Genomic DNA, 24618 nt, shown 5'->3' on the forward strand with positions numbered 1-24618 from the left:
TCCCTCCGCGAGAGCCGTGAGCCTTACTGGCCAGCGTCCATGCGCTCCGCCACCCGCTGGTACTGGCGTTGCTGCTCGGCAAGGAAATCCTCGACCTGGTCCACGTCTTCATCGATCAGGACGAAGCCCAGCGCTTCCATGGACTTTCTGAATTCCGGATTGGCGTTGATGTCGGAGAAGATCTCCGAGAGTTCCCGCGTGACGTCATCGGGGGTGCTGCGGGGAACGGCAATGCCGCGATAGGCGCCGCCGGTCATGTCGTATCCCAACTCCTTGAACGTGGGGACGTCCGGAAACAGCGGGTGGCGCTCATCGGTGGCGACCGCCAGCGGGCGCATCTTGTCGCTATGGTTCGCCGCCGTCGTGGTGTAGCCCCACTCCGCCTGTACCTGATCGCCGAGCAGTGCCGCTACCGAGGCCCCCGTGCCCTTGAAGGGAATATAGGTGGTCGTGATGTCGGCCAGCGCCTCGAAGCGCTGATTGGCGATGTCATTGGCGGAGTAGGTGCCGCTTCCGGACACCGTCACGGCGCCGGGTGTCTTCTTCGCCGCCGCGATGAAGTCGTCCAGCGTCTTGTAGGGGCTGTCGTTGGTGACCAGCAGCGCATCCGGCGAATAGTGGAAGAAGATGAAGTTCTTGATATCTTCGGTCTGGTATCCGGCGCCCTGCTGCATCGGCTGGAGAATGATGTGTGGCAGGTTGGTGCCCATGATCGTGTAGCCGTCGCCATCCATCTCGTTGAGCTGGGACCAGCCCACGGCGCCGCCGCCACCCGCCATGTATTGGATGATGAGCTGGTTTCCGGTGATCTGCTGGAAGTACTTCTGCTGGAGGCGGGCGCTGATGTCGGACTCCCCGCCGGGGCCGAAGGGGATGATGTACTGCACGTCCCGCTCCGGGAACTGGCTCTCCTGGGCCTGCAGGGTGGTGGAGAACAGGAGCGCGGCGGCCATTGCCGACGCGGCTTTGAGACAGGCATGGATCGTGTTTCGCTGGCGCATGATGTTCACTCTTGTATTGATATGGAAACATCCGGCCCGCCTCGGACGCTTTCGCGCTTGCGAGAAGTGCGGGCCGCCGACTGACTATCGATCTCCAGGGGTGGCGCGGCTCAAGCGCTTTCGTAGAGCCGGGTGAAGACGAACTCGCGATGCCCCAGCGCCTCGGCGTTGGTGTGACGCCCGTTCGCCGTTCTCAGCATCATTTCCAGCAGTTGGTCTCCCGCCTGATCGGGGTTGATCTCACGACGCAGCAGGCCGGTGACATCGACATCGATGTGCTCGCTCATGGTGCGCACGGTTCGCGCGTTGCCGCAGATCTTGATGACGGGAAGGATCGGGTTGCCGATGACGTTGCCCTGGCCAGTGGGGAAGAAATGCGCCACGAAACCCGCGGCAGCGCAGAGCGTGACCATTTCGGCCGCGGCCGACGACGAATCCATGAACCAGAGCCCCTTGCCGGTCGGCGACTCCGCCTTGTCCAGCACGCCATCGACGCGACACTGCTTGCCGATCTTCTGGATATTGCCAAGCGCCTTCTCTTCGATCGTGGTGAGCCCGCCCTCGATGTTGCCCTTGGTGGGCTGGGATTCGGAGAGATCGTTGGTCTTGTGGCGATCGATCATGTCGCTGTAACGATCGAAGGTGGCCTGGAACTTCTCGCGAACCGCCGGCGACACACAGCGTTCGGCGACCAGATGCTCGCCTCCGGTCAGCTCCGAGGTCTCGCCAAACAGCAGCGTGCATCCCTCGCCGTACAGCTTGTCGAAAGCATTGCCCACGGTGGGGTTGGCCGCGCAGCCCGAAGTCGTATCGGACTCGCCACACTTGGTGGAGACCCACAGCTCGTGCAGCGGGCAAGTCTCCCGCTGCAATTCGCTGGCGTACTGCACGAACTCCCGCGCCTTGCGCGATGCCGCGCAGATCGTGTTGTGGTCGCCATTCTGCTCGATCCAGAACCCCTCCACCGGCTTGCCGGTGGCCCGGATGCCATCGACGACCTTCTGCGTCCAGCCGGGCTCGATACCGATGACGATCACCGCAGCCACGTTGGGATTGCAGCCGGTGCCGATGAGTGTCCGGAAGTGCAGGTCCAGATCGGCACCGAACTGCAGGCGGCCATAAGGGTGTGGCATCGCCAACGTGCCCTTGATGTTGTTGCCGACGGCCTCCGCGGCGGCGTTGGAGATGTCATCGACCGGCAGAATGATGACGTGATTGCGGATACCGACCCGACCATTGTCACGGCGATAGCCGAGAAAGGTTTGCCCCTTGAGTTCCATGCTTACCACCTCTTCGTCTTGACGTTGTGAACGTGAAGGTGCTCTCCCGCGCGGATCGGCTGCACCACTCGCCCGATGTCCACGCTGTACTTGATGACGGCATCCCCCTCCTTCAGATCGCGGATCGCCAGCTTGTGGCCGATGGGGATCGCGCTCTTCACCTCGCACTCCATCGTCCGATCCTGATCCATGATCCAACCGGTCACCTTCTGGCCCGCCTCGATGCCCTCCACCACCACGACGCCCACATCGTCATCGGCATCGTGCACGACAAAATCGACACTCATGTCCCGTCCTCGCTGGTAGTGACTGAAAAACCGCAACTCATATATAAGACATAGTTTAAAAGACAGTCAACCATGTTCCAGATGAGACTTTGGGCCTATATACTGTCGGCGAACGGGGTCACAACCTCGTCAAAGCGCTACCTTCAACAGGGACAAGATGACTGCCATGAGCGTGCCGAAGGCTCCGACGTTTCAACCTTTATACAAACAGATCAAAGACTTGATCATGGAGAGGATCGCCGACGGCGAGTGGCCGCCGGGAACGTTCATTCCCAGCGAATCGGCACTGGCGAGCAGCTACAGCGTCAGCGTGGGAACGCTGCGCAAGGCGCTGGACGAGCTGGTCAACGAGAACATCGTGGTCCGCAGGCAGGGCAAGGGAACGGCCGTGGCCACCCACGACACGGACCGGACGCTGTTTCGTTTCTTCAATATCGTTCGCCATGACGGCGAGCGGATGCTGCCGATTTCGCGGGTGTTCAGCCGCAGCCGGCGCAAGGCGAGAGCCGAGGAGAAAGAGCTTCTCGGGCTTGCCGAGGGCGCGCAGGTGGTCCGGATTCGCCGGACGCGAGAGCTCGATGGCGAAGCGGTACTCGTGGAGGAGATCGTCGTCGACGCGGAGCGGTTTCCGGGCCTGGAGAAACAGCCGGAGATCCTGCCCAATACGCTCTACCAGCTCTACCAGCAGCATTACGGTGTCAGCATTGCCCGTGCCGACGAGCAGCTGACAGCCGTCCTGGCCACGAAGGACGACGCCGATCATCTCGGCGTCGCGGAGGGAACGCCGCTCATCCAGATTCGTCGCATTGCCAGCGACTATCAGGGAGAGCCGCTGGAACTGCGCACCTCAAGGCTGTGCACGACCCACTACTGCTATATCTCGCAGGTTTAATCCCACTCGCGTCGCGCGGGTTCGAGCAGGCCCTCCAGCACCTTGCCGTCCAGCGAGTCGGTGGAGAGTCCCAGCAGTCGGGCGAAAGTCGCACCGGCGCTGTCCATGCGCTGGATGCCGCGAGCGGTATCGAACGGCAGTTGGACGCCGGGTCAGCGACTCCACCGGATGACCGGCCACCCCGAAGTGATGGGAGCGCCGGATCGCGATAGCGGCGACCCCCAGCTCCTTCGCCACCGGCACGACGCGGTCGCCCCCGACGCAATGGCCGGAAACGCCAGCCCGTGTCCGGCGTCGACGTGAACCACGCTGCCGCTGACCTGGACTTCGGGGACGGCGCCGCCGGCGACCTTGCCGCTCAGGATCTGATCGAGATAGAACGGCAGTCGAGCCAGGCCATGGGAGGAGAGACCGTCGCATTCGGCGGCGACCAGCGCCCGGCTGGTGGCCCCGGCCTCCCGAGCCCCCACGCCCGCCCCCAGCAGGGCTTGCATGGCCAGTTCGCGGGCCTGGGCAATCGATAGTCGCCGGCGGCTCATGCGTTGTTCTCCAGCACCCGGCTCACGTTGCGTGCGGTGTTGATCAGCACGCTGCCCTCGCGCATGGAGGCGATCGTCTTGACGGCGGCGGTATCCGTGAACTCGCCGATCACCACGTCAAACATGTCATTACTCCATCTGTCGATAAGAATCGTCGTAGGGCTGCCAAGGCTATTTGCGTGCCCAGCGTGAAACGGCGTGACCGCCAAACAGCATCTGGCGCGGTAGATCGAAGATGAAATAGGGATTGATCGTTGGCAGTGCGCTGACGGCATCCAGTCTGGCACGCTGATGAGCCGATAGCGTCACCTCCAGGGCCGCGATATTCTCCTGCAGCTGCGCCGGACGACTCGCACCGAGCAACAGCGACCCCATCCTCGTATCACCGATGAGCCAAGCGAGCGCGACGTGCGCCATGCTCACGTCGATTTCTGCGGCCACCTCGCGCACGACATCGACGATATCGAAGTTGCGTTCGGTAAATAGCATTCCACCGTAGGGATTATCGCCACTAAGACGGTCGCTGCGGCCTTCGCTCTCCTCCGCGCGATCCGGCACCGCGGCGCTTCGACCTGCCTCGGGCAGCATCTCGCGCCCGTATTTTCCGGTGAGAAGTCCCGCCGCCAGCGGACTCCAAGGCATCATGCCCAGTCCGAATTCCTGTGCCATGGGTAGCAGGTCCCATTCAACGCCCCGGTCGACCAGAGACCACGCATTCTGCAGCCCAATAGGGCCGGGCAACCCGTGCGCCGCAGCCAGCGTGGCGATCTTGGCGACGTACCAGGCGGGCGTATTGGAGAATCCGTAATGAAGAATGTCTCCTCGCGAAACGGCATCCGCCATCGTGCGCAGTACCTCCTCGGCCGGCGTCACCTGGTCCCACACGTGGATCCAGTAGAGATCGATGCGGTCGGTCTGCAAACGCTTGAGTGATGTGGCGAGACTCGTGCGGATGTTGAACGCACCGTTACCGCCCTGCATCGGATTGCCCTCGCGGCGAGAGAACCCCGATTTGGTCGAGATCGCCACCCGGTCGCGCCATCCGCCATCGGCGAGAATTCGGCCGAGCATTTTCTCGCTCTCCCCGCCACTATAGATGTCGGCGGTATCGATCAAATTGCCACCCGCGTCGAGATAGGTCTCGACAATGGCACGCGCCTCCCCCTCATCACTGCCCCAGCGGCCGGCACCGAAGGTCATGGTTCCCAGCGCCATCGGGCTCACGATCAGCCCAGAGCGGCCGAAGGTTCGATAGTCAGTCATTTGCATGCGGCGAATCCTCATCATGATGAAAACGCCAACTTATCGCGTCCCTCGTCGCTCGATTAGCCGTGTCAACGCGCAAGACTCTGTGAGAATATTTCATCAATGACGAGACATTCTCTCAATGATCTGGCCGTGTTCGCCGCTGTTGCCCGCCTGCGCAGTTTCACTGCGGCTGCCGCCGAGCTCGGCGTTTCTCCCTCGGCCTTGAGCCACGCCTTGCGCGGACTGGAGACGCGATTGGGCGTGCGGCTGCTCGCTCGGTCGACCCGCGCTGTCGCGCCAACGGAGGCGGGTCAGGCTCTACTGCGGGACCTCAACCCGGCACTGGCGCAGATCGATAGCGGGCTCGAGGCGCTTTCCGAATGGCGCGACGCACCGAGTGGTTTGGTGAAGATCACCACCTTTCACTGGCTTGCGGCGCGCCTGCTGGCCGAGCGGCTACCGGCGTTCCTGACCAGCCATCCGGATATCACCGTTGAGGTCACGGCGGAAGATGGCCTGACGGATATCGTCTCCGCCGGGTTCGATGCTGGTATTCGGCTGAGAGAAGCCGTCGAAAAAGACATGATCGGCGTTCGCGTCGGGCCGCCGCTGAGAACGCTGGTTACGGCAACGCCGGCCTACTGGCGGACTCACGGCTACCCGACCCACCCCAGCGACCTTCGCCGGCATCGCTGCATCAATTATCGCCAGTCATCGGGCGGCGCCTTACTGCCGTGGGATTTCGAGAAGAACGGCCATGAACTGCGGGTCCGGTGCCAGGGCCCGCTGATCTGTAACTCGTGGGAACTGGCGCTCGCCACCACGCGGCAGGGCGTTGGCGTTGGCTGGCACATGGCCCAGGATGTCGAGACCGACCTGGCCGAAGGCCGGCTCGAGCAGGTACTGGACGACTGGAGCCCCTCCTACCCAGGTGCGGTTCTCTACTACTCCAGTCGACGCCAGACGCCAGCGCCACTACGCGCGCTCATCGACTTTCTCAAGGTTTGACGTACCGACCGATCCTATCGCGGCTCCGACTCCACCAATCCCTCCAGCACCTTCCCCTCCAGCGAGTCGGTGGAGAGTCCCAGCAGTCGGGCGAAGGTGGCGCCGGCGCTGTCCATGCGCTGGATGCCGCGAGCGGTATCGAACGGCAGTTGGACGCCTGATCGAATGCCGGCGCCGTGGAAGAACGCCACGCCGTGGTTGGAGGCGAACCCGGTGCTGGCAGTGGGCACCTGCGGGCCGTGGTTGGCGCCGGGGGTGACGAGTTCGGCAACGGTATCGCCGCGCTGATTGGTGCCCCAGACGAAGCCGGGGGCGTAGGCGAACAGCACGTCGCCCATCCGCTCGCCCCAGTAGCCCAGCGGGCTGGCGTCCTGTTTCTTGAGCGCCAGCGCGACCACGTTACGCTCGCCGGTGTCGGTATCGACATACCAGGTGGTCAGCGCCTTGAGGATGCGCGTCTGTACCCGCTCGATCTCGGCTGCCGGCACGAGGTCGCGATTGACGAAGATCTCCAGCCCGCCGCGCTCGTCCTTGAGCAACGCCTGGCTCGCGGCGACGTCGGGCTTGCCCTCGCCGTCGATCGTGCACAGGTCGAATTCGGCCAACCGCCTGTGGATATCACAGAGGTGGGAGTTGGGCACGTCGCCATGGTCGGAGGCGAGCACCAGCGTGGTGTCGTCGTCACAGCCGGCCAGGGCCCGGCCCACGGCGGCATCGAGAATGCGGTACGAGCGCCGAATGACGTCGAGATAACGCTCGTGATCGCTGGCCGTGTAGAACTTGGATTCGGGATCGCACTGGGCGAGGCAGGTGTGATGGGTCTCGTCGTTGAGCCGGAAGACCGTGGCGAAGAGCGAAAAGTCCTCGTCATTGAGCAGGGTCAACGCACTGTCGACCAGCCACTCGAGCTGGTAGCGCCCCTCTTCGAAACTGGTCTCGAAGTAACGGGTGTCCGGGTCGGCGGAGACCGCCCACTTGGAGATGAACGGGCCGTGGCGCTCGATCAGCCGGCGCGCCAGGCCCGGCCTGCCGCTGCTGCCCGGCGGCGCGGTGATCTGCGACTGCAGCAGGTCGATCCTGCCGCTGGCGACATCGAGATCGAGCAGCTTGAAGCGCACCGCCGCCGGTTTGCCCTCAATGGCGTGCTCGTCCACCAGTGGCTGCCAGTCGCTCCATTCGCCGACGCTCAGGCTCGCTGCCGCTTCCGCGATCTCGAGACGCAGACGCTCACCGTCGAGGCGCAACGTTACCGGTACCGGCTCGCCACGATGGGCGGGAATCAGCGCGACGAAGCCGCCATCCGTGCTCTCGATGGCGAAGCGATTGTGCTTCTGGTGATGGGCCAGCGTGCCGGTGGGCGGCCAGCCCAGCGCTTCGGTCGACGGTGTCGGGATCCACCGGTCGAGATGGGTGCTGTGCAGGCACGCCGGCGCCAGCTCCATCGGCGCGGGGCCGCTGCCGCTCCAGAACGGCGCGAAGCAGAGATCGCGCTCGCCCGCGGGCACCAGGCTCTCAGGGAAGTGCACCAGCGCCGCCCGCTGGCCGGCGTCGCGCATCAGCTCCAGCAGGTGTGCGGTGCCGCTGGGCGGCAGGCGCTGGCCCACCCAACTGGTGCCGGGCGCCTGGCCGGTGAGAAAGCTGACGAAATTGGTATCGCCCCAGGTCGAGATATAGGGCAGCAGCCGCGTCGAGCCACCCTCGTCGCGCAAGCGCTGGATGTTCGGCAGCACGCCCTCGGCGCAGAAGCGCTCGACCAGCTCGGGGATCAGGCCATCGACGCCCAGCAGCAGGATTTTACGGTTGCGACTCATGAGATCTCCTGTGGGCGCCAGTTACTGGACGGTGTACTGGTCGATGATGGATCGATCGATCTCGATGCCGAGGCCCGGCTTGTCGAGCACTTCGACACAGCCGTTGGCGTTGAGCTGGAACTCGCCGCCAATCAGCTCCTGACGGAACGGATGCGCCGATTGGTCGTACTCGAGCATGGGTTCGTCGGGGGTGAGCGAGAGCGGCTGCGGCGGCAAGGTGGCGATCAGTTGGACGGCGGCGGCCAACCCCACGCCGGTGCCCCAGACGTGCGGGATCATCGGTACGTGAAAGGCCTGGGCCAGCGCGGCGATCTTGCGACACTCGGTGAGGCCGCCGGCGGCGCCGATATCCGGCTGGATCACGTCCAGCGCACCTTCGCTGATCCAGTCGCGGTAGCCGATCTTGGAGTACTCGTTCTCGCCGGCGGCGATCCAGGTACGCGAAACGCCCTTGAGCTCGCGATAGCCGTGGCGGTTCTCCGGGCTCAGCGGCTCCTCGAACAGGTGCACCCGCGTCTCCTCCAGCTCCATCAGGATGCGCCGCGCCGCCGGCACGCTGTAGGCGCAGTTGGCATCCATCATCAGCGCGATCTCGTCGCCCACCGCTTCCCGCACCGCGCGCATGTCACGAATGTCCGCCTCGATCCCGAAGCCGGTCTTGATCTTCATCGCCCGGTAGCCGTTGGCCTGATGGCGCAGCGCCTCCTCGACCACTTCCTCGGGATAGCTGCCGCCCTCGCGGCGATAGAAGCCGGTGGCGTAGGGGCGAATCTCGTTGCGGAATGCGCCGCCCATCAGCCGGTGAATGGGCTGGTTCAGCGCCTTGCCGGCCAGGTCCCACAGCGCGATGTCGATCGCCGCGATGCCGAACAGCGCCACGCCCTTCTGGCCGTAGGGGCGGGTGTGGTTGTACATCGTCTCCCACAGCACTTCGCGCTCGAACACCGAACGCCCGATCACCAGCGGCTTGAGCGCGTGTTCGACCATCGTCTGGGCGACCTGCGGCGGCTGCAGGCCGTGGTTGACGCACTCGCCCCAGCCGATCAGGCCATCTTCGGTGTGAATCTCCACCAGCATCGCCGTGCGCTGATGCACCCAGCCCTGGGAGAACGAGAACGGCTGTTCCAGCGGCGCGGCCAGTACGTGGGTCTTGAGATCGGTGATCTTCATGGAGAGTGACTCCGCAACGGATAGAGAGTGGGATGAACTTACGTGCTGGACCGGGCCACCTGCGCGGACTTGCCGCGCAGGCGAGAAGCGATCAGGCGATAGAGGCCGTAAAGCACCAACAGAGTGACCCCGCTGACGCCCAGGACGATGACGAAAGAGCCGGAGGGCGAGGTCAAGCCCAGCGGCGACAGTGCCGCGTAGACCAGCACGAACAGCGCCACCAGCGACCAGCTGGCGTGCCGGGCGTAGCGCCATGGCGTGGTGTCGACTTCCCGCGTATCCGGGATCTCGACCGGCTCGGGCAGCGGCTTCAGCAGGCGCACCAGCGTCATCACGCCGAGCATCAGCAGGAAGTTGATCCCCACCAGCAGCAGCCAGTGGACCTGGACGAAGCCGAGATCGTCACCCAGCACGAAGTGCGTCAGATAAAAGAACGCCATGCCGAAGACGAGGCCGACGTAACCCGCCAGCGCTGGCGCTCGCTTGGAGATCACGCCGAACAGAATCACCGTGAAGATCGGCACGTTGATCACCGCCATGATGGTGCGCATCAGGGTGTAGAGGCTGTCGGCGTTGGCGATGTAGGGCGCGATCACGATGCAGATCGCGATGGTGGCAGTGGCGAACAGCTGCCCCACACGGACGGTCTCGCGGTCGGTGGCGTTCGGCTTGATCAGCGACTTGTAGATATCCAGGCTGATCAGCGTCGAGAGACTGTTCACGCCGCTGTTGAAGGAGCTGAGAATCGCCCCGAACATCGCCGCGCAGAAGAAGCCGGTCAGCCATGGCGGCAGGATCGAGCGCACCAGCACCGGATAGGCGACATCGGCGTTGAGCGCCTCGCTCCCCGGCTTGGAGGGGATCTCCAGCATGCCCTGCTGATAGAGATGCCAGGCGATGATGCCCGGCAGCACAAGCATCAAGACGCCGGCCATCTTGAGGAATCCGGCGACCAGCACGCCCTTCTGGCTCTCGGCCAGCGAACGCGCGCCCAGCGCCCGCTGCACGATCGCCTGGTTGGTGCACCAGTAGAACAGATTGATCAGCAGCACCCCGGAGATCATGCCGTACCAGGGGATGTTGGCGTCCGCCGAGGTGCCGACGGCGTTGAGCCGCTCCGGCGCCTGGGTCGTCATCACCTGCCAGCCGCCGAATAGATCACCGCCGCCCAGCGTATAGAGGCCCAGGATCGGCACCAGCAGCCCGGCAATCAGCAGGCCGACGCCGTTGATGGTGTCCGAGACCGCCACCGCCTTGAGCCCGCCGAAGACCGCGTAGATGCCCCCGACCACGCCGATGGCGATGACCATCACCCAGGTGGTGGCGGTCTGTCCGATGCCGAACAGCGTGCCGATATCGAACAGTTGGCCGAGGGTGATCGCACCGGCGTAGAGCACGAAGGGCAGGAAGCCGATGACGATGGCGTAGATGAAGATGAACGAGGCGACGAGCCGCATCCGCCGGCCGTAGCGGTGCTCGAGAAACTGCGGCACGGTGCCGATGCCGGAGCGCAGATAGCGCGGCAGGAAGACGAAGGCCAGCACGATCAGAGTCAGCGCCGCCACGGTCTCCCACGCCATCACATTGGCGCCGTTGCTGAAGGCGTTGGCGTTGAGCCCGGTCAACTGCTCCGCCGAGATGTTGGTCAGAAACAGCGAGCCGGCGATCACGATCCAGCTCAGGCTGCGCCCGGCCAGGAAATAGCCGGAGATCCGGCCGAGATCGTCGCCCCGGGTCTTCAACCAGGAGATGACGGCGACCAGCGCCGTGAAGCCGAGAAACGAGACGAGCGTCAGCGTCATGGCCCGCCCTCCGGTGTCGTGGCGCTCCTTGCCGCGGATTCCGCCGGCTGGCGACGGGCAGCGATTTTTGCCCGCCAGTCGAGTATGCCCGCCGCCACTGTCCAGACCAGGAACAGACCGATCAGCACGAACAGCGTGGTGGCGATACCGCTATGAGTGAAAAACGACAGGAAATCGCCTCGCGAGATCAACAACCCCCGGCGCAGCGAACTCTCCAGCGCCGGCCCCAGCACCATGCCGATGACCAGCGGCGCCAGCGGATAGCCGCCGCGACGCAGCACGTAGGCGAGAATGCCGGTCAGCGCCGCGACCACCAGATCCAGCGGATTGCCGCGTACCGACACCGCACCGATGAAGCTGAACATCACGATGCCGCCCATGACGAAGCCCAGCGGCAGCTTGAACAGGTAGCGGAACAGGCCGATGGAGGGCTTGCTGAGGATCAGCATGGCGACGTTGACGATGATCAGCACCACGAACAGCGCGTAGACCGTCTGCGCCTGGTCCGCCATCAGCCGTACCCCCGGCGTGATACCGTGAATCACCATGGCGCCCATCATCATCGCCGTGACCACGTCGCCGGGAATGCCCAGCGCCAGGGTGGGAATGAAGGCGCTGCCGGTCACCGCGTTGTTGGAAGACTCCGAGGCGATGATGCCGTCCGGCTCGCCCTTGCCCAGGTTGGCCCGACGCGGCGACAGCTTCTGGGCCGCGGCATAGCTGATGAAGGCCGCCGCGGCCGCGCCGGTACCCGGCAATGCGCCGACGAAGCTGCCGATGAACGAGCCGCGCACCAGTTCGATCAGGCGTCGACCGATCTCGCTCAGGCCGGGAAAGCGCAACCGCGCCTCCGGGATAATGGTGGCCTCCTCGTTACGCGCCGAGAAGCGAACGAAGACTTCCGACAGCGCGAACGCCCCTACCACCACCGGAATCAGATCCAGCCCCGAACTGAGCGCATAGGTGCCGAAGGTGAAACGGTCGGCGCCGGTGATCGGGTCGCTGCCGACCGTCGAGAAGAAGAACCCCATCATCCCGCACACCAGCCCCTTGAGCAGGCTGCCGCGGGAGATCCCGACGATGCAGAGCATCGCCAGGCAGACCAGCGCGAAGACCTCGATCGAACCGAAGTTGACGGCGAACTTGGCCAGTTGTGGCGCACAGAAGATCAACAGCACGCAGGAGAGCACGCCGCCGAAGAACGAGGCGAAGGTCGCCCAACCCAGCGCTTCGTCGACCCGACCCTGCTGGGTCATCGGGTAGCCGTCGAAGGTGGTCGCCGCCGATTGCGGCGTACCCGGCGTGTTGATCAGGATCGCGGTGATCGAACCGCCGTAGACCGAGCCGCAGTAGACGCCGATCAACAGCGCCATGCTGGTAATGACATCCATGCCGAAGGTGAACGGCAGAAAGATCGTCAAGCCCACCACCGAGCCCAGCCCGGGCAGCCCGCCGATGATGATGCCCGCCCAGGTGCCGATCACGATGGCGAGCAGCGCCTGCCAGGTGAAGGCGTCGCCGACCGCCGCCAGAATCACGTCCATCTCAGATTCCCCTCCATCAAACCAGACCACTCGTCAACAGCGCCGGCAACCGGATCATCAGCACGTGATGGAACAGGAACCACAGCCCGCCGCCGATCACGATCGTCCCCAGCACCAACGGCAGCGGCCGCCGGATTCGAAACAGCCATAGCGTCAACGCCACCAGCGGCAGCGCCGGGATCAGGAAGCCGAGGCTCGCCGTGGCCACCGCGGCGACCAGCACCGCCGCCATCAGCAACGGCAGCGGCGAGCGCGCCCCCCGCGGCGACGCCTTGGGTTGCCTCGGCGCTTGGCGGATCAGCTCGCCGACCAGGATCGCCAGTGCCATCACGCACCAGATCGTGAGCACGATACGCGGCACCAGCATGGCGCTCTCGGGCCCCTGCCAGGCGGTGATCGAGAGGCCTGCGCCGGCCACCAGCAGCGCCAGCGCGGTCAATACCCGAGGGTGGATCAAGGAAGCGAACATGAACCGCGGCTCCTGGGAGATCGAGAAAACAAGAGAGTGAAAGAACGGATTACGGTGCCAGGCCCGCGTCCTCGAGCACCTGCTTGTTGGTTTCGAAACGCTTCTGGACGAACGCCTTGAAGTCATCCGGCCCGAGATAGGCGATCCCCGCCTTGGCCTTGTCGGCGAAGCTCTTGAACTTGTCCGATTCGACCGTCGCCTTGCACGCCTCGGCGTACTGCTGGGCACGCTCGTCCGAGATCCCCTTGGGCGCGACGACGCCCTGCCAGACCGCGAAATCCAGCGCCGGCAGGCCAAGCTCCTCCACCGTCGGCACGTCGTCATAGCCCTCGACGCGGTGATCGGCGAACACCGCCAGCGGGCGCAGGTCGTAGTTCTCGAGGATGGTTTCGGTATCCGCCATGATCTGGATCTCGTTGCCCGCCAGCGCGTTCATCGCCGGACCCGAACCGCTGTAGGGCACGTGTTCCGCCTTGAGATCACTGTTGACCACCGTCGCCGCCATGGCGAGATGCGGCAGCGTCCCCGGGCCGGAGGAGCCGTAGAGGAACGGCTGATCCTGGGACTCCTCGACCAGTTGCTTGAACGAGGTGATGTCGGAGGACTTCGAGACCATCAGGAACATCGGATTGGACACGGTGCGGCAGATGTAGGTGAAGCTGTCCGGGCCGTAGGGCAACTTCTTCAACGAGGGCTGGATCGACAGCGCCCCGGCAGGCTCGTAGCCGATGATGTTGGGATTGCCCTCGCTGTTGGCGACTTCCGCCGTGCCCACCGTGGCACTGGCACCGGCGACATTGCGCACCACCGACGTGACGCCGAGCTGTTGCGAAAAGGTCGGCTCGAAACTGCGAGCGACGATATCGGTCGCACCACCCGCCGCGAACGGCACGATGATCTCAAGGTTGTCGGCAGCCACGGCCGCGTGAGTGGTGCCGATCAGGGCCAGGGCGGCCAGGGAATAGCGCAGTGACTTCATGGTTGGCTCCATTTCGTAGCGCTGCGAAAACAAGCGAAACCAGCGCTGCCGTCAGATATTTGGCCTCTTTCGAGCCCGTTCAGGAGAATTCTTCCTCGACATGGCCTAAAATCGTAGCGCTACGAATAGACACGAACAACGCGTCGTTATCGTCCATTCGTCGTAGACCTCGACCCAGGTCGCGGTCCGAGCGCGGCGCTTCTCCCCTCACGAAGCGACGCGCCAGACCCGTTACACTAGCGGGCGGGCCCTAGAGGGAAACGAAGAAAACTTCATCGGCTTATCCGACCCGAACGCGGGGTCGGGAACGAGGTAACGGAATCTTGACCAAACGACGACGACGCGGTTCGCAGCGCGTCACCATGGGAGAAGTCGCCAGACTGGCAAACGTGTCGCCGAGCACGGTGTCACTCTATCTGCGTCGTCCGGACGAGGTCTCCCCTGGGCGCGCCGAGAAGATCCAGGCGGCCATCGACCGGCTGGGCTATCTGCCCAACACCATGGCCGGCGGGCTGGCGTCGTCGCGCTCCAACGTGATCGGCGTGCTGGTGCCCACCATCACCAACTCGTTCTTCTCGGAGACGCTGGAAACCCTCGAACGTCATCTGCGAAGCGCCGGTTATCAACTGCTGATCGGCAACACCGAATTCGACGATGCGCGGGAGGAGGAGCTGATTCGCTCGATTCTGAGCTGGAACCCCGCCGGCCTGGTGCTGACCGGCTTCCTGCACACCCGCAAGTCGCTATCGGTGCTGGCCAACAACGATACGCCCATCGTCGAGATGTGGGACTACGGCCAGCCGGGGCTAGACATGGTGGTGGGATTCTCTCACCACGCCTGCGGCCGCCTGGTGGCCGAGCACATACTGCAACAGGGACGCCGCCGGATGGCGTTCGTCAGCACCAACTTCCAGCGCGATGTGCGTGCGCGGGACCGCTACCACGGCTTTCGGGACACGGTGGAGGCCGCCGGCGGGACGGTCGAACTGCGGGAGCTGAGCGGACGCAGCCACGCCGAGGAGACCGGACGGCTGACTCACGCGCTGATGCAGGATCATCCGGAGATCGAGGCCATTGCCTGTTCCAACGACATGGTGGCGCTCGGCGTACTGTGCGAATGCCAGCGACAGGCGTGGGACGTTCCCGGCCGCATCGCCCTTGCCGGCTTCGGCAACCTGGACTTCACCACCAGCACCGTGCCCCCTCTCACCACCATCGAACCGCCACGCCGGGAGATCGGCCAGCACACCGCCCGGCTGCTGCTGGCCAGTCTTGCCAGCAAACTCCCGGAGGCGGAGAAGCGACTGGATCTGGGGGTGAGGCTGGTGGAGCGGGAGAGCGTTTGAGGACACCGCTAGCGCTCAAGATACGACTCGCGCCAGAGGTGGAATGACGCCATCGAAGACCCGTGCGTGGCACTCGAGGAGCAGGCCATGGCGGTGCCAGTTGGGGGACGGCTCGTCGTTATAGACCCGGCCGGTGAACGCAGCTTCGTTGCGATAGACCGTCCACGAATAACCAGCAATCATTCTTCCCAGGATAAGATAGCGGGGATCTTGCCCCGCCCGCTGAAGCTGCCATCACTGACCGCCATACCGCTCTGCCTAGGCGCTGCAAGCCGCAACGAATCAATGAGTGATTCTGCTAGCAAAGAAATCCGGTGACTAGCGCCATAAAGTGGAGACGATCCAGCCAAGAGCACCGACGAAAGCCCCCACGCCAATCACAGTACACAGCATGGGCCAGTAAAGCTCCCACCAGCCCAGCGGGCCATTATCGCGCCAAGTCAGTCGGTAAGGGTCGTCCGGCTCCTCTGGATTGGCTCGTTCCACCTCTTCCGGCCATTGCGGTATTTTACTGGTGCTCATTGCCAACATACGGCCTAGTGCATTCAGTCCAAGGAAGGGCGAAAACAGAAGCTGAAGGTAAGGCCAGTGGGCTCCCAGCATAAAGCTACGGGCAATGCTCCAGCGCCAGCCTTCCCTGCGATTATCGACCGGCACCAAATACCCGGTATTTCCCTTGAGGTGGTGCCAGGTTCTCTCCACGCCACCTTCCGCTTCCATATAGGGTTGCAGAAAGGCCCAAAACTTATCAATCGACTGCGCATTACCTAGTGGTGAAGGGTAACCAAGCGAAAAAGACTCGCGAACCGTTTCGCCATCATCGTCGAGCACATGAGCGCGTAGGTCATACGTCGTTCCTGCCAAAGGGCTTTTCGATTCACCCAATGTCAGAAACAATGATTCCCACGGCACGGTCAATACCGTGCCATCCTGTCGAAAAAAATAGACTTGACGGCTTTTTCGATTCAGGCGAATCGGGTAATGAGTGTATCGCCCACACTCGGTGCGGATTAGCCACCAACCAGCCCATGCCAAGCACAGAAAAAGTGGCGTCAGGCCAACAATACCAACCCAGTCCACCACTTCCACTGGGGCAGTACGACCAGAAAAGAAAACACCTCCATATATTGCAAATAGCATGCCTATGGAAGTTAATAAGACGCACCCTCCCAACCACACATTAAAACCCTTTATTGGGTACCATCTGTCAACAAGATCCATATATTCTGAATTAAACTTCACAACCGATAGAAAATCCATCGGCGTAGCCCTTCCCCGCTGCCCTTGATTATAACGCGAAGCGCGTTCAGCCTCTGTCAAGGCTCGGTTAACAGGGAAGCGAACATTCCGATAATCCAGCCCAGCATAATCCATCTTAATTTACCTAGTTCACCTGACCATTCAAGTCACGCTCTCACATCTCGGACTTCGGATAATGATGATCATACACCCTTATGCGACCAGTATTGGGCAAATCTGAACACACAGAAAGAGGGGGCACTGACAGTAAAGCAACCTGTCACTCAGCTGAGCCGCATTTAGTAAATGCAAGACGAATTTTCGTGACACTGGACAGCAGTTAGAATGCACCAGAAAAGCCCATAGCAGGTTGCTATGAGCTTCCACGCTGCCAGCTCGTCACTGGTCGACGGCTGTTGACGAATAATGTTCAATCATTATCGCCATAGGCCGGAAATCACCCAGCCTAAAATCCCGATAAAAGCACCCACGCCAATAACGGTACATAGAAGGGGCCAGTAAAGCTCCCACCAGCCCAGCGGGCCATTATCGCGCCAGGTCAGTCGGTAAGGGTCGTCCGGTTCCACCGGATTGGCTCGCTCCACCTCTTCCGGCCATTGCGGTATTTTGCAAGTACTCATTGCAAGCATACGGCCCACAGCATTCAAACCTAATGGGATGCATAACAGAAGCATTGTCCATGGGTAATGTAGCCCTGGAGCAAAAGTCCGAAAAATACTCCATCGCCAGCCTTCTCGACGACCATCGACTGGCATCAAAAGGCTCTTTCTTAACTCTCGACACGTGCGTTCCACACCATCTTCGGCTTCCATATAAGGCTGTAAGAAAGCCCAAAATTTATCCATTGACTCAGGCTTACCTGGAAATGTATAGCCTAAAGAGAACGATTCGCGAACCGTCTCACCGTCTTCCTCCAGTACACGAGCACGCAGGTCATAAGTCTTTCCAACTAGAGGATTCTTGGATTCACCCAGCGTCAAAGAAAGAGACTCCCAAGGCACGGTTAACACTGTTCCATCTTGGCGAAAAAAATAAACTTCTCGAGTCTTCCTGTTCAAGCGGATGGGATAATGGGTATATCCTAAACACTCAACTTTGAAAGCGTACCATGCCCCAAACCAAGAAACTAAAAAGAACATCAAGGAGAGAAATAAAAAAAATATTTTTGCTCCCACCCCCGGAATCATCGGTTCACCTATTGGAAAAAAAACCGCATATAACAACGCGCCAGACACCAATAGCGAACCGCATCCCAGCATCACTGAAAGCCATGCCCAAAACCCGCGAATTGGATACCAACGGTCTACCAACTCAATATAACTACTATTGACTTTTATGACCGAAAAAAAATCCATCGGCATGCCTTTTACAGATTCACCTTGAATATAGCGAGCAGAAGATTTCTCATCGCTTAGACGATAACCGACGGAGAACCGATTCCTCTTACCGAGACCAGAATAATCCATAACTCAACCTCCCACACTATTCAGCGCAGTCTTCAGCTCGCCAATTTCTCGTTTTGAATCACCATAGCGCTCAGAGACATCAAATTTTCCAAAGTAACAACGCTCCATCCAATCCTGTATCTTATCATCTTTAAAAATCTCAATCACAACTGCAATAACTACAATTAAAACAACTAAAACAATTCCAATGCCTGTAGCAGAAACCCCAAAAATCGTCGCTCCAAACCAGCCAGCAAACACCCCGGTTGCAAAGACACTAAACCCAGCAGAGGTGAACAATAGCCCACCGACAAGCGCGTTACCTTCCTGCACTTCCTGCCAACCACGAACACTGTCCCAAGCAGCCATTACCACACCTGCGCCTACCCCTAGCACTCGCCCACCTACCCTTAGCCAGAGGCCGATTGTCTTCTCCATACGTAAGGCGTATCGACTACCCGCCTTCACAGCACTCTCAGACCATTTACCGACCGTTTCCGCGACTGTACCTACCAGCCCAGCCGTCCCCGTCCAGAAGCGCCGCCGGTTCTCACCTCGCTCGTAGGCCATGCTGCTGTCCAGATCATCGGATAGTTTGAACAGCGCCATGGCCTGCAGAATACCCGTGACCACGCCAAGCCCAGCCTCGGTGGGCAGCAGTTGCCGCCACCTGAGCTGTGTCAACGCGCGCCGATCTGCCGGGGTCAGGATTGCCGATTCCGCCAGTTGCCTTGCGCCACCTTGAGCGTTCAGGCCGGGGAAATCTTCGATGACTTTGGGATTGGCCAGGATCAAGTAGCGAAATCTTCCGGTCCCTTCGACCGGCACACCATAAATGCGTGCCTTGCGCATCTGGATGTCGATGGCACGATTCAGGTCTTCCAGACTACCGATCTCAGGGTTGATGGCCGCCATTCTAGAGACCAGTTCCGCAATCGCGGCTTTCTTGCTCATCGTCACGTCAGCCAGGATGACAGGCGAACGTGCAATGACGCCCATACCGACTAGCGCAGGGCCGACGACACCATCGACCGCCTTGGCCGCTACCTTAGCGAAAGGCCCGCCCAAAGCTGCCGTCAGCCGGACTACGGCGTTCTGGCTACCGTCCTGAAGAGCCTTAAGTGCGTTTTCATATCCACTGATCAAGCCATCCCATGGTAGACCGCGCAGGGAGTCAGGCTGTAAGCCGCCGCTAACGTGCCCTTCCCACCGCTCCAATATGATTTTCTGGTTGTAGCCCAGTGCACGCAGCGCCAGGTTACGGTGGTCAAGGTTCGACGCAGATAGCCAGCGGTGATAAAGGTCCGCGCAGGGTGAATACTGCTGGGTATCCTGAATGCATATAAGCATGGCATCCACGAATGCGGCGCCAGATTCGATATCCTGGTCGTCATGCACCGCATTCATCTGATGATAGAGTGGATCGCTCTGCATCCAACTGACATGAGCACGCGCCAGGGGCACAATGCGATTTTTGTCGAAGTCGCGCATCTCACTCTGCCACGCCGCTTCCCAAGTCTGAAGCCGAGACATATCCAGCTTGGCGGTATAGTCGCTCCAGGCATCCTCCTTGGCGGCCACCAGTTGTGCTGGTGTGGGGTTGCGCCAACGCTCCAGCATCTCTTCCTGGCGCTCTTGAAAGCCATCGATAAGCAGGCCTGCCAACGCCTGGCCACCAGCGCCGGGGCCACCGTAGACCATCTGATAAGCGTCACGCTCGGTACGGTAGATCTGGCGATTTTCAGCATCCTCGCGAATGCTTTGGCGGATGTTATCGATGGCCGAGGAGACCGCTAGAGGGCGGGCCTGTTCAGGGTCGGCCATCTTCTCCTTCAACCGAACTCCCATCAGGCTGGCCAGATCTGCCGAAATCCCCACCGGGTCTTCCAGCGCGACCAGCATGGGTGTCATATCCAGCGGTTCGGCCTGTTCGTCTGCCCACCGCTTGAGTCCCTCGACCTGCTCTTTCATGCCATGGAACGGAAATGGGCTGAACTCGAAGGCGTGTCCTACCTGACGTTCCCAGGTTCCCGAAGCGCCGGGTCGCCATGTGCCGGAAGTACCATGCCGTTCGGGCGGCGTCCAGATACGCCCGGCCTCGGCGACAATGTCCCCCAGTTTCTCCAGCGACTCTGCATAGGGTGCGCTACCACCACGCCATGCCCCGAGCGAGACCCGACGCATGTTGTCACGTCGCTGGTTCGCGTTCGTCGCGTACTCTTTCCACACCCGCTTGGTCCAGGCCACATCGGAAAAGGAGAGATAGACGTTATCGGCCTTATCGGCATCGGGAACCATTACGCAACGCCCCGGATAGGCGTGCGAGGGGTTGGCAGCGCAAGCGAACTCCTGCTCGTCGGCAGGCGGCTGCAAGCGGCCATCGATAGGCTGCGGGCTATCGGGATCGATCGCCACCACTTCGTCGTGAGAGACGTCGACATACTCGATCAGGTAGCCCTTGTCGGTGACGACATGGCCGATCCAGCGGCCACGCGTCTCGTTGAACACGTAGAGAAAGCCGGCACGCAGCAATCTGAGCGTGTAGCGCTGGCCTTCGGGCAGTGGCGTTGCCGAAAGACTGTCGTCCATTAGCGGATCACTGACTTCAGGGCCAGGAGGATGCCCGGCCTGATCGCCACCATCCGTTCGCGTGACGGCATATCGCAGTGGCAGAATCGGCAACCCGCTGCGCTGGCACACGCGACAATTGGCGATCGATTGTACGTCCTCGGATGCTCCACTCATGTGATGGTCTCCAGTTCCCGTGCCATGGCGAGTAACGACTGGGCTGAGAGGTCTTCACAGCGGCGCACGTAGCTGCCCTGTGTCTCGACCGTCTGATCGAGGCGCCGTCGCATCTCGGGGTGATCGTGAATGTGTGGGTGAAAACGAGCGGCTTGCTCGGCGTAGAGTTGGCGGCCCTCGGCGTCGGCCAAGCCGAGCTGCTGTGCCTTGACCAGCAGACCGTCCAAATCCCTGTAGTCGTCGAACGAGGCCACGGCTTCCGGCTTCAGCATGGCCAGCCGGTCGATGACGGCGTTGAGAGAGGCCATGCGGTCGATACACGACCACTGCGAGGCAGACAGCAAAGGCGCCCGAGTCGAAAGATCGGACGCTTCATGGCGCTCGAGCGCATGCCACTGGCCGTACTGATTCGGCCAACGCCAGCAGGTGATGGGACCCAGCAGGCGATCCATGCTCACGGTCTCGAGCAGCCAGCACAAGTGACGAAAGACTCGCGGATCGTAGCAACGCAGCCACCAGCGTTTTCGGCTTCCCGGACGTGGCTGTTCGAGAGTGAAACGGAAGTGCCTGATCACCGCTTCGGTGTCCGCTTCACTTTGCAGCAAGGCAGACAGAAAGACGCTACCGCGCTTGGCGTACTGCTCGATCCGCTTGGTCAGATGCTCACGCTGTGTCAGCGAGAGTGACGCCAAACAGACCAGCTGAGGTAGCAGCGGATCGCGTACCTTGACGCTCGGCGTTTTCAACGTGTGGCTATCCAGGTCGTCGCGATCGCTGGACGCAACGTGTAGCGGATTCAATAGTGCATATCGGTGTCTATCCGGCTGTAGCCAGTTGGGGTCGAACGGCTTGGCCGCGCCAACCCGAGAGGCCGGGCTATCCTGCTTTGGGGACGTTTTCTGACTCTCCATGATCTCGGCCTCTCCGGCTATAGCGCGCTGGCACCCGCAGAAGCCGAATCGTCTCCGGCAAACTGGGTCTCACAGGCCCCCTCCGGCAACTCGGGCATGGCGGCATCCATGCTCGCCGGCCCGCCGAAGCTGTGCTGGGCCCCCTTGATATCGATCTTGCCGGGGCCGTGGACGTCGATATTGCCGCCTTCGATGCGGATATAGCCGCCACCGCTGTTCAGCAGGATGCCGTTGGCGGCGTTGATCTCGATCCGCCCTTCGGTGGAGGTGATCTTGACGTCCTTCTGCGCGGTCAACTCCATCGCATCGCTCTGGGCCTGAACTTCGACCTTGCCGCGAGCCGCGAACAGCTTGATGCCCGCCTTCTGCACGAACAGCGAGAGCTTCTCGGAGATCGAGGCCACCAGGCGCTTGCCGGTGGCGATATTGACATCCTCGCCGCTGGAGACGCTCAGCGAGCGGCCCTGGGCCAGGTGGGTCGATTCCGGCGTGCTCAGGGTGATGCCGGCGGGCGAGGCCATATGCAGCCACGGTGCTTTCATGCGTGCGGCTTCGCCCCGGCCGCCGCTGTCGGAGGCGCCACGGGCGTTGTCTTGCTTGGCGTCCGCAAGCTGTTCGCTGTTGCCGTAGCGGTCGTCGGCGTCTTCACCGGCCTGCTTGAGGTTCGTCCGGCTGTCGAGGGCTTCGGCGTTGTGGTCCGCCGCACTCTGGCTGAGGCTGTCGGTGAGGTGGTAGGCGCTGTCGAGCTGCTGCCGCGCCGGGGTGAGGTCGAGCTGGTCGCCACTGGCGCCTAGCTGGCCCCAGCTGGTGAGGTAGAGCCCCTGGTTGGCGCGGATGGCGCCATAAGCGTCGCTGCGCAGTTCGAACCCGGTGCCGCGGAAGGCGCCACGGGTGTTGCCGGTCTGGTGGATCAGGTAGCCGAGGTTGAGCTGGCTCTTCTCGGCTTCGGAGTTGAGCCGCACCCGCTCCTGGTCGGTGGCGTCGTCGAAGACGAGTTCGTTGTACTTGCTGCCGCGGTAGGTCTTGCTCTTGAACCCCGAGAGCAAGCCGTGGCTGTGCCAGTCGGGGGTCTGCTCGCCGTTGTAGACCCGGCCGGTGATCAGCGGCCGGTCGGCATCACCTTCGAGGAAGTCGACCAGCACTTCCTGGCCGATACGCGGCACGAACACCCCGCCCCAGCCGGCACCGGCGTTGGGCTGGGAGACCCGCAGCCAGACGCTGGAGTTCTCATCGTTTTGGCCCTGGCGGTCCCAGTGGAACTGCACCCGTACCCGGTTGAGATGGTCGGTGTGGATCTCTTCATTGGCGGGGCCGACCACGGTGGCGGTCTGGGGCCCGCCGATCACCGGGCGCTGATGGGTCAGCGGATGGCGATAGGGCTGGGTGCGACGCTGGGCTTCGAGATCGACCAGAAAATGGCCGGTACCGCCGGTGGCATAGTCCGACAGGCGCTCGCCGGTAGGGTCTGCGGTATCCGCCTCGAGACCGTGCGCTTTCTTGGCAGCGTCGATCTGCGGCTGCAGGCTGCCGGGCAGCGCCTGAAGCTGGGCCGAGACCGGCAGCGCGTTTTCGGCGTGAACGGTGACGCCCAGCAGCAGGAACTGGCGTTCTTGCTCGCCCCCGGTGTCGTGCAGCGGGTGCTGGGTGAGTTCGAACCAGCGCCCCGCCTGGAGCTGGCGGGCGCCGCCGCTGCCACGGAAGCGCTTGGCGCGGGATTCGTGGGACTCGAGGCGGTTCTCGGTCAGCCGTTCACCGCGCTCGTAGCCGTGGTAGTAATACTCGCCGGCGTAGTCGTAGAGCTCGGTCGGCGGCAGGTTGCCCTGATCGCTCAGGGTGTCGAGCCCGGTGCGCTTGGTGAGCGAGGGCTGCTTGTAGTCGAAGGTGCCGACGCTGACCCGGGTGGGCTGCTGGGTGCGCACGCCGCCCCACTGGGTGAGGGCATCCTCGCGCTCGGTGGCCGCCTGGCGGTGGAAGCGGATCGCCTGGGGGCTGACGGGGCGGGTGGTGTCGACGTCGTCGGTGATCACCAGGCGGTGGCCGTCGAAGGTCCGACGCTCACCCTCGGCGCCGCCGTCAGCGCCGTCGTTGTCGTCGCTATATTCAAAGTAATACCAAAGCCCTTCTTCCTGCATAAGACGACTGACGAAGTTCAGATCGCTTTCGCGATACTGCACGCAGTAGCTGCGGGCGGGATAGTCGCGGCGCAGGTCGAAGCGGTAGCGGCCCTTGGCCAGTTCATGGCCGTCGAACACGGCGGTGAGCACATCGACGACGCTGCGGTCCTGGAAGATCCGGCTGTCGCGGCCCAGCTCGAGCATCTTGAGCCATGGCACCAGGGTGAGCTGGTAGTAGGTGACGCCGCCGTCCTCGCCCAGCAGCGCCGCCTCGGAGACCAGCCCGTGCAGCGGGCGGTAGCGGCCGTCGGCCTGCAGGATCGAAAGCCGGGCCGGCTGGGCCATCAGCGTCTTGAGCTCGATGTCGCCCTGCTGGGAGATGCAGTCCAGCCGGTAGCAAAACGGCTCGCTGACGCGCTCCTCGCCCACCAGCCGGTGGGGCACGAAGGCGGTGCCGGCGATGTCGAGGGTCAGCAGCCGCTGCGACTGCGACAGGTCGATGTCGAAGGTGTCGAGAAGGTCGTTGAGCATGTTCTCTTCCTGATGACGGGACTCAGGTTTTCGTGTGGCCCGGGCAATCGGCTAGCGATGACCCCACATGATGCCATTCGGTAGGATAACGCGGTATCTACCGAATGTTTGTAAGAGAATTGCCATTGATGGCTAAGATTTTTGATGAAGTGACGGCTCTCTCGATGAGTCGGGGTCATTTGAGGACTGCCGAGCCGAGGCAGATCGACATGGCCCGATATCATTCGGTGTTGACG

General features: G+C 62.3%; 20 protein-coding genes. 3 read left to right on the forward strand and 17 right to left on the reverse strand.

Translation table 11 applies throughout. The features are described 5' to 3' along the window. Positions 1–23 precede the first annotated feature (23 nt). The 3 genes from F0A16_RS08565 to F0A16_RS08575 all read right to left on the reverse strand — a co-directional run bounded on the left by F0A16_RS08565 (position 24) and on the right by F0A16_RS08575 (position 2568). Positions 24–1001, reverse strand: a complete 978-nt coding sequence (locus F0A16_RS08565) for a tripartite tricarboxylate transporter substrate binding protein (protein WP_223119743.1) — start codon at positions 999–1001, stop codon at positions 24–26. Between the two features lie 110 nt (positions 1002–1111). Next, complete coding sequence (locus F0A16_RS08570; protein WP_149434987.1) at positions 1112–2281, reverse strand: UxaA family hydrolase; 1170 nt, start codon at positions 2279–2281, stop codon at positions 1112–1114. Between the two features lie 2 nt (positions 2282–2283). Further along, positions 2284–2568, reverse strand: coding sequence for a UxaA family hydrolase (locus F0A16_RS08575; RefSeq protein WP_149434988.1), 285 nt, complete (start codon positions 2566–2568; stop codon positions 2284–2286). A 157-nt stretch (positions 2569–2725) separates the two neighbouring features. On the opposite strand from F0A16_RS08575, the gene F0A16_RS08580 reads away from it, so the two are divergent. After that, positions 2726–3460, forward strand: coding sequence for a GntR family transcriptional regulator (locus tag F0A16_RS08580; protein WP_223119744.1), 735 nt, complete (start codon positions 2726–2728; stop codon positions 3458–3460). 152 nt (positions 3461–3612) lie between these two features. On the opposite strand, the gene F0A16_RS08585 is transcribed toward F0A16_RS08580, so the two are convergent. Genes F0A16_RS08585 through F0A16_RS08590 form a run of 3 tightly spaced genes read right to left on the reverse strand, consistent with a single transcriptional unit; the run spans position 3613 to position 5268 of the window. Beyond that, positions 3613–3999 carry an Ldh family oxidoreductase gene (locus F0A16_RS08585; protein ID WP_149434990.1) on the reverse strand — a complete coding sequence of 129 codons (387 nt, stop codon included), beginning with the start codon at positions 3997–3999 and terminating at the stop codon, positions 3613–3615. After that, positions 3996–4124: a hypothetical protein gene (locus F0A16_RS22110; protein WP_275401754.1), complete on the reverse strand. Its 129-nt coding sequence runs from the start codon at positions 4122–4124 to the stop codon at positions 3996–3998. Before F0A16_RS22110 ends, F0A16_RS08585 begins: the two co-directional genes overlap by 4 nt. Positions 4125–4170: 46 nt before the next feature. After that, positions 4171–5268, reverse strand: a complete 1098-nt coding sequence (locus F0A16_RS08590) for an aldo/keto reductase (RefSeq protein ID WP_149434991.1) — start codon at positions 5266–5268, stop codon at positions 4171–4173. A gap of 99 nt (positions 5269–5367) precedes the next feature. Here F0A16_RS08590 and F0A16_RS08595 point away from each other — a divergent pair, with 99 nt between their 5' ends. Further along, a complete protein-coding gene (locus F0A16_RS08595) occupies positions 5368–6255 on the forward strand; it encodes a LysR family transcriptional regulator (RefSeq protein ID WP_149434992.1) in 888 nt (295 codons plus the stop codon). Between the two features lie 14 nt (positions 6256–6269). Here F0A16_RS08595 and F0A16_RS08600 read toward each other — a convergent pair whose 3' ends face one another. From F0A16_RS08600 to F0A16_RS08625, 6 genes are read right to left on the reverse strand one after another with little or no spacing between them, the layout of a single operon-like run. Further along, entirely contained in the window at positions 6270–8066 is a 1797-nt protein-coding gene (locus F0A16_RS08600) for an alkaline phosphatase family protein (protein ID WP_149434993.1), read from the reverse strand. Between the two features lie 21 nt (positions 8067–8087). Further along, a complete protein-coding gene (locus F0A16_RS08605; protein ID WP_149434994.1) occupies positions 8088–9236 on the reverse strand; it encodes a mandelate racemase/muconate lactonizing enzyme family protein in 1149 nt (382 codons plus the stop codon). 38 nt (positions 9237–9274) lie between these two features. Continuing rightward, a complete protein-coding gene (locus F0A16_RS08610) occupies positions 9275–11038 on the reverse strand; it encodes a solute:sodium symporter family transporter (protein WP_149434995.1) in 1764 nt (587 codons plus the stop codon). After that, the gene (locus F0A16_RS08615; RefSeq protein WP_149434996.1) at positions 11035–12582 is read right to left on the reverse strand and encodes a tripartite tricarboxylate transporter permease; all 1548 of its coding nucleotides are present in this window, start codon (positions 12580–12582) and stop codon (positions 11035–11037) included. Before F0A16_RS08615 ends, F0A16_RS08610 begins: the two co-directional genes overlap by 4 nt. 16 nt (positions 12583–12598) lie before the next feature. Next, positions 12599–13051, reverse strand: a complete 453-nt coding sequence (locus F0A16_RS08620; protein WP_187775953.1) for a tripartite tricarboxylate transporter TctB family protein — start codon at positions 13049–13051, stop codon at positions 12599–12601. Positions 13052–13100: 49 nt separating this feature from the next. Next, positions 13101–14030, reverse strand: a complete 930-nt coding sequence (locus F0A16_RS08625) for a Bug family tripartite tricarboxylate transporter substrate binding protein (protein WP_187775954.1) — start codon at positions 14028–14030, stop codon at positions 13101–13103. 323 nt (positions 14031–14353) lie between these two features. Between F0A16_RS08625 and F0A16_RS08630 the strand changes: the two genes are divergently transcribed. Continuing rightward, positions 14354–15376 carry a LacI family DNA-binding transcriptional regulator gene (locus tag F0A16_RS08630; RefSeq protein WP_149434999.1) on the forward strand — a complete coding sequence of 341 codons (1023 nt, stop codon included), beginning with the start codon at positions 14354–14356 and terminating at the stop codon, positions 15374–15376. A gap of 318 nt (positions 15377–15694) precedes the next feature. Here F0A16_RS08630 and F0A16_RS08635 read toward each other — a convergent pair whose 3' ends face one another. From F0A16_RS08635 to F0A16_RS08655, 5 genes are all read right to left on the reverse strand, one after another. Then, on the reverse strand, positions 15695–16750 hold the full coding sequence (locus tag F0A16_RS08635) for a DUF6708 domain-containing protein (RefSeq protein ID WP_187775955.1): 1056 nt from the start codon (positions 16748–16750) through the stop codon (positions 15695–15697). A 302-nt stretch (positions 16751–17052) separates the two neighbouring features. Further along, positions 17053–18102 carry a DUF6708 domain-containing protein gene (locus tag F0A16_RS08640; protein ID WP_149435001.1) on the reverse strand — a complete coding sequence of 350 codons (1050 nt, stop codon included), beginning with the start codon at positions 18100–18102 and terminating at the stop codon, positions 17053–17055. Between the two features lie 3 nt (positions 18103–18105). Next, entirely contained in the window at positions 18106–20826 is a 2721-nt protein-coding gene (locus tag F0A16_RS08645; RefSeq protein WP_149435002.1) for a T6SS effector BTH_I2691 family protein, read from the reverse strand. Continuing rightward, the gene (locus tag F0A16_RS08650; RefSeq protein ID WP_149435003.1) at positions 20823–21737 is read right to left on the reverse strand and encodes a DUF4123 domain-containing protein; all 915 of its coding nucleotides are present in this window, start codon (positions 21735–21737) and stop codon (positions 20823–20825) included. The genes F0A16_RS08645 and F0A16_RS08650 overlap by 4 nt, the downstream gene beginning before the upstream one ends. A gap of 17 nt (positions 21738–21754) precedes the next feature. Continuing rightward, positions 21755–24382 carry a type VI secretion system Vgr family protein gene (locus F0A16_RS08655; RefSeq protein WP_149435004.1) on the reverse strand — a complete coding sequence of 876 codons (2628 nt, stop codon included), beginning with the start codon at positions 24380–24382 and terminating at the stop codon, positions 21755–21757. Positions 24383–24618 lie beyond the last annotated feature (236 nt).

It is taken from the genome of Salinicola corii, assembly GCF_008298015.1.
Lineage (GTDB): Bacteria > Pseudomonadota > Gammaproteobacteria > Pseudomonadales > Halomonadaceae > Salinicola > Salinicola corii.